This window comes from Methylobacterium sp. CCH5-D2 (genome assembly GCF_001556475.1).
GTDB lineage: Bacteria > Pseudomonadota > Alphaproteobacteria > Rhizobiales > Beijerinckiaceae > Methylobacterium > Methylobacterium hispanicum.
Genome location: NZ_LSIX01001102.1, coordinates 1 through 724, shown reverse-complemented (window position 1 = coordinate 724; position 724 = coordinate 1). Strand labels below are relative to the sequence as shown.

The window sequence follows — 724 nt, the reverse complement described above, 5'->3', positions numbered from 1 at the left end:
GTGGGTGCTGGGCGGGCTGGATGCCTGCGACTCGCTCGTCCGCTTCCTCGTCGCCGAAGCCGGAATCTGCGTCCTGTCGGTCGATTACCGGCTGGCGCCCGAGCACCGGTTCCCCAAGGGTCTCGACGATTCGGTGGCGGCCTTCGACCACGCGGTCGCCCACGCCGCCGCCTGGGGCTGCGATCCGAACCTCGTCGGCGTGGCCGGGGAGAGCGCCGGCGGCAACCTGGCGGCGGTGGTCAGCCAAGTGACGGCGGAGCGGGCCCGGCGCGACGGGACGATGCCGGTTCCGGCCTATCAGGTCCTGCTGATGCCGGTCACCGACCTGTCCCGCGAGAGCCGGTCCTACGAACTGTTCCGCGACGGCTTCTTCCTCACCGCGTCCCAGATGCGGTGGTACAAGAACCTCTACCTGTCCGACCCGTCGGAGGCGCTGGATCCGCGCGTCTCGCCACTCCTCGCCCCGGATCTGCACGGCCTGCCGCCGGCCTATGTCGGCGTCGCCGCCTTCGACCCGCTGCGCGACGAGGGCGAGGACTACGCCCGGCGGCTGGAACAGGCCGGCGTGCCGGTGACGCTGCGCCGCTTCCCCGGCGCGACGCACGCGCTGATCAACGCACACGCGGTCGGAGCGCCGGCGCGCGCGATGAGCCTGGAGGTCTGCGGCGCCCTCGGCGTGCTGATCGCGACGGCCCGGGCCCGCAACACGGCCGCCCCCGGGAAC

Annotated in this window: 1 protein-coding gene; it reads left to right on the top strand. The window is 73.2% G+C overall.

Translation table 11 applies throughout. From position 1 onward, the window contains the following. Window positions 1-724: alpha/beta hydrolase (locus AX737_RS29670; protein WP_156454045.1), on the top strand; the 724-nt coding region annotated here is incomplete at both ends.